The 4347-nt window shown below is 56.7% G+C and carries 6 protein-coding genes; 2 read left to right on the top strand and 4 right to left on the bottom strand.

Annotation, left to right across the window (positions count from 1 at the left end):
- A partial coding sequence (locus ABWP27_RS12385) for a sulfite exporter TauE/SafE family protein (protein WP_353157305.1) occupies positions 1-603 on the top strand: 603 nt, incomplete at its 5' end.
- A 243-nt stretch (positions 604-846) separates the two neighbouring features.
- Here the strand turns inward: ABWP27_RS12385 and ABWP27_RS12380 are convergent.
- The 4 genes from ABWP27_RS12380 to ABWP27_RS12365 form a co-directional block, all read right to left on the bottom strand.
- Positions 847-1470, bottom strand: coding sequence for an FMN-dependent NADH-azoreductase (locus ABWP27_RS12380; RefSeq protein WP_353157302.1), 624 nt, complete (start codon positions 1468-1470; stop codon positions 847-849).
- Entirely contained in the window at positions 1467-1919 is a 453-nt protein-coding gene (locus ABWP27_RS12375; RefSeq protein ID WP_353157299.1) for a GNAT family N-acetyltransferase, read from the bottom strand. Before ABWP27_RS12375 ends, ABWP27_RS12380 begins: the two co-directional genes overlap by 4 nt.
- 26 nt (positions 1920-1945) lie before the next feature.
- The gene (locus tag ABWP27_RS12370) at positions 1946-2701 is read right to left on the bottom strand and encodes an SDR family oxidoreductase (RefSeq protein ID WP_353157297.1); all 756 of its coding nucleotides are present in this window, start codon (positions 2699-2701) and stop codon (positions 1946-1948) included.
- A gap of 95 nt (positions 2702-2796) precedes the next feature.
- Positions 2797-3234, bottom strand: coding sequence for a carboxymuconolactone decarboxylase family protein (locus ABWP27_RS12365; protein WP_353157295.1), 438 nt, complete (start codon positions 3232-3234; stop codon positions 2797-2799).
- A 127-nt stretch (positions 3235-3361) separates the two neighbouring features.
- Between ABWP27_RS12365 and ABWP27_RS12360 the strand changes: the two genes are divergently transcribed.
- Positions 3362-4347, top strand: a 986-nt coding sequence (locus tag ABWP27_RS12360) for an aminotransferase-like domain-containing protein (RefSeq protein WP_353157292.1), incomplete at its 3' end; no start/stop codon positions are given.

Genomic DNA, 4347 nt, shown 5'->3' with positions numbered 1-4347 from the left:
GCGGCATCTCTGGGATTTGCATTGCCCGCGCTGGTTGCCTTGAAGCCCATGCTGCGCCAGCGGGAATTGGTCATACGCTGCATTCCACTTCTTATTGGCGCATTGGTCGGCGCCGTGGCCGGTGCGCTGACCGTGCACTGGCTGTCTGCCACGACGTTGATGATGGGCGTCATGCTGCTGGTTCTGTTCGCCGGATGGCGCGGATTGCAATCGCCGGCTGTCGCTGCAAAACATGCCGATGCCCTGAGCATCCCGGTTTTGTTCGTGATGGGTGCTTTGGTCGGGTGCGGATCGGCGCTGACCGGTACCGGCGGTCCGGTATTGATCATTCCGCTTTTGATGCTGATGCGCCAGCCGGTTTCATTTGCCATCGTTGCGGCACAAGCCATCCAGTTGCCGGTGGCACTCGCCAGCAGCGCAGTCCATGCACTGGAAGGGCGGCTCGATTTCCGGCTTGCGCTGATCTGCGGCTTGCTCATGCTGATCGGGGCGTTTTTCGGGCAGCGTGCTGCGGCCGGATTGGATGTGCGGCAATTACAGCGCATGGTGTCCATATTGCTGCTCGCTGTCGGTGGCTGGTTTGCGTGGATATTGCTGGGCTGATCTGAGTCTCAAATTTACCGAATGCAGATTGATCCGTAAATGTGTGGCGAATGAGCAACCCTATCCCATAAAGCAGAAACCTGCGCTATGATAGAAAATCACTCGCGAGGTAACGATGGATTTCTTTCTTTACGCCGTATGCTGTGTTGCGCTGCCGCTCTGGGTATTTGGCGGGCTGTATCTTGCCGTCGATATCGTCGATCATCTCAAAAAGCGCGCCATCAAAAAATAAGTGTTTTCAAATCAGCGTAACTGGGCCCATTCCACGGCTGTCAACGGTAACTGAACGGATAGCTGCTGACGCGCTTCGTCCATCGCCCGCTCCACTGCCTGCGGACCGAAGACCAGTCCCTCCAGCGGGAAAAAATGCACATTGTTGATACCGATCGATGCCAGCGCATAGCGTAAATACGGTGTCAGGAAATCAGCCTGTTTCGCCCGCTCTCCCGCATGAAAGCCACCAGAACTGACCAGTACGAAGGTCGGACGGTCTTTCATCAGTCCGACCTTGCCTTGCGGCGTCGCGTGGAAGCTGCGGTTGATGCGGATCACATGATCGATCCACAGTTTCAGCGCGGCGGGTACGGTGAAGTTGTGCATCGGCGTGACGATGAACAGCATGTCATTTTGCTCAAGCTCCACAATCAGGCGTTCCGACCAATCGAATTCTTTCGCATTGTGTGCGCTGTCCGAAGTGACGGCAATGGCGTAATCGCGACCGATAGGCGGAATGGGCGATTTCACCAGGTCGCGTTCGGTGATCTGCACATTGTCCATGCCCAGCGCGGCAATTGTTTCCATCGCCAGTCGATAACCATGACTGGCGTCACTGTGCGGGCCGCTATTCAATAGCAGGATGCGTGTCATATCCCTGATTCCTGCGTAAGCGGTTCGACGAAATGCATGCCGCGGGCAAGCAGGCCCTGGCGGAAGTAAAAGCGCTGCGCCAGTGCCATATGCAAGCCGGTATCCAGTACAAAATGTTCGCAATTCAAATCGACGGCTTGTTGCCGTGCCGTCTGCAGCAGGCGTTCGCCGAGTCCCGAGCGTTGCAAGGTTGCCGTCACTACCAGATCATCGACGTACACAAAGCGACCGTACAGCAAATTATCCATCAGGCGATAACCGGCCAGGCCGACGATGGCGCCGTCGCGCCATGCGGCAAGCAGACGATAACCTTGCGCCCGCTGATGATCGACCTGTACTGCGTAAGTCGCACGATCACGCAGATGCGGTCGCAATTCTTTCATCACGGCAAACGATGCTTCCAGATCGCCGATGTTTTCGATGTGTTTTATATCCACCAGAGACTGCATGGTTTTCTCCAAAAATAAGCGCTGTTTTATTGCGGCGATTGCGACTTGCTGAGCCAGGCGGCAAATCCTGTGGTCGCGATACGTGCTTCACCGATAGGTGTCAGCGATTGGTCATTGATCTGTGCGCCGTAATAGGCTGCGTTGGCATCAGTGACGACGATGCGCCTGTCGCCGAGTGCGCTCAGATAACGCTTCATCAATTCGGCCAGGCCGACTTTTTCCGGGCCGGCGGCATCGAAGGTGTCGTTGATCGGTTGCGCCAGTGCGGTGTCCGATACGATTGCGGCAATGTCATCGGATGAAATCGGCTGTACATGCGCTGGCGACAGGCGAATCTCGTTACCGACCGTGCCGTATTGCGCGATGCCGGCGAGGAATTCAAAGAACTGTGTGGAGCGCACGATGGTGTAGGGCACCCTGGATGCCTTGATCAGATTTTCTTGCGCCATCTTGGCGCGGAAGTAGCCGCTCTCCAGCATGCGTTCGGTGCCGACGACGGACAAGGCGATGTGATGCCTGACGCCGGCTGCTGCTTCCGCAGCCAATAGATTGCGCCCCGATGTTTCAAAGAAATCGAGCACGGCCTGATCTTCAAACGAAGGCGAGTTGCTCAGATCGATGACCACTTGTGCGCCTTTGACTGCATCGGCCAGTCCCTCGCCGGTCATGGTGTTGATGCCGGTGCTGGGCGAGCCGACCAACACTTCATAGCCGAGCTGGCGAAGGTTGGCGACTACTTTTGAACCGATCAAGCCGCTGCCGCCGATGATGAGGATTTTCATGTCAAACCTTTCTATGTCTGCCCAATGAATGTGCTCGAGTGTGGGCGAGGGACTTGTTCGTTTCGTTACTGAAGGTGCCGACGCGATGGCAATAATTACGCAGGCATCTTGCGGAATGCGATCGCAAAGCGATTCCAGCTATTGATCGACGTGATCAGCGCAGTCAGTTCCATCAACTCTGCATCGGTGAAGTGCGGGCGAACTGCTTCCCATACTGCATCCGGTACGTGGTTTTGCGAAATCAGCGTCAGGGATTCTGTCCATTCCAGTGCGGCGCGTTCACGGTCGCTGAAGAAAGGGGTTTCGCGCCAGGCCGAGACGGTCGCCAGGCGACGTTGCGTTTCGCCGGCTTTGACTGCGTCGGTCACGTGCATGTCCAGGCAGAAAGCGCAGCCGTTGATTTGCGATGCGCGCAGGCGGACCAGTTCCTTGAGCAGGATGTCGAGTGTGCCCTTGGCGAGCTGGTTTTCAACACCGATCAGTACCTTCATGATGGCTGGGTCGGCGGTGTAGAAGTCGAGGCGAGTTTGCATGTGAAGCTCCTTGTTTAAGTACATCGGGTTGAAGGTTAGGGTAAATAAGTTGGCGTTTCCTTGATGTGTAGTATGCGAATATCATGGCCATGTTAGAAGGGCCAAGAAATGCAAAAAGGACTAGTCCATGAAAAATCCCGCGCTTCATCCTGCCGCCGGGCTCGATCTCAGCATAGACCGTACGCTGGAATTGCCTATGTACCTGCAGATTTGTCAGCGTTTCAAGACGGCAATTGAGCAGGGGCATCTGCATGCGGGCGATCGCGTACCTGCGGTACGGGCGCTGGCGATTGAACTGAATCTTGCGCGTGGCACGGTAGAAATGGCTTATCGCATCCTGACCGACGAAGGGTATTTGCAGGTCAGGGGTGCCGCCGGCACCGTTGTCTCGCCATCCCTGCCGCAGCCTGCCGTTCTGAAGCCGCAAGCGGTGATGCCGGGACAAACCGTGTCCGCCATTCTCGATCACGACGGCAAGGCGCCGAAGCCGCTGCAACTGGGTTTGCCTGCGCTGGACGCATTTCCGCGCAAGGTATGGAACCGGATCGTTGCGCATCGCCTGCGCGGCAGCGAACCGGCGCGACTTGGCTATCCGAATCCTGCCGGCGACGACCGTTTGCGTGAACGGATTGCAACTTATCTGGGTGTGTCGCGCGGCGTGACCTGCCTGCCGGAGCAGGTGTTCATCACAACCGGCTTGCGCACGACGCTGGAACTGACATTAAGCAGTCTTTCCACTGTCGGCGATGCATTCTGGTTTGAAGATCCCGGCTATATTCTCGCGCGTCCGTTTTTGCAGAATGCCGCAGTCAAGGTGGTACCGGTGCCGGTGGATGAACATGGTTTGATCGTCGAGGAAGGCAAGCGCCTCAGTCCGTATGCAAAGTTCGCGATGGTGACGCCGTCACACCAGAGTCCGCTCGGTGTGACGATGTCGCTGGAACGGCGGATGGCATTGCTGGAATGGGCGAGTAGCGCCGGCAGCTGGATTATTGAAGACGATTACGACAGTGAATTCCGCTACCAGGGACGACCGCTGCCAGCGCTGAAAAGTCTGGATCGCAATGATCGCGTTATCTACAGCGGCACTTTCAGCAAGGTGCTGTTTCCCGG

The sequence above is a fragment of the Herminiimonas fonticola genome, assembly GCF_040395855.1.
Taxonomy (GTDB): domain Bacteria; phylum Pseudomonadota; class Gammaproteobacteria; order Burkholderiales; family Burkholderiaceae_D; genus Oxalicibacterium; species Oxalicibacterium fonticola_A.
This window is presented reverse-complemented; position numbering and strand designations above follow the sequence as displayed.

Excerpts from the sequence above, each read along its gene's own strand:
- ABWP27_RS12365 (WP_353157295.1), bottom strand. The coding sequence starts at position 3,234 with ATGCAAACTCGCCTCGACTTCTACACCGCCGACCCAGCCATCATGAAG.
- ABWP27_RS12380 (WP_353157302.1), bottom strand. The coding sequence starts at position 1,470 with ATGACACGCATCCTGCTATTGAATAGCGGCCCGCACAGTGACGCCAGT.
- ABWP27_RS12370 (WP_353157297.1), bottom strand. The coding sequence starts at position 2,701 with ATGAAAATCCTCATCATCGGCGGCAGCGGCTTGATCGGTTCAAAAGTA.
- ABWP27_RS12375 (WP_353157299.1), bottom strand. The coding sequence starts at position 1,919 with ATGCAGTCTCTGGTGGATATAAAACACATCGAAAACATCGGCGATCTG.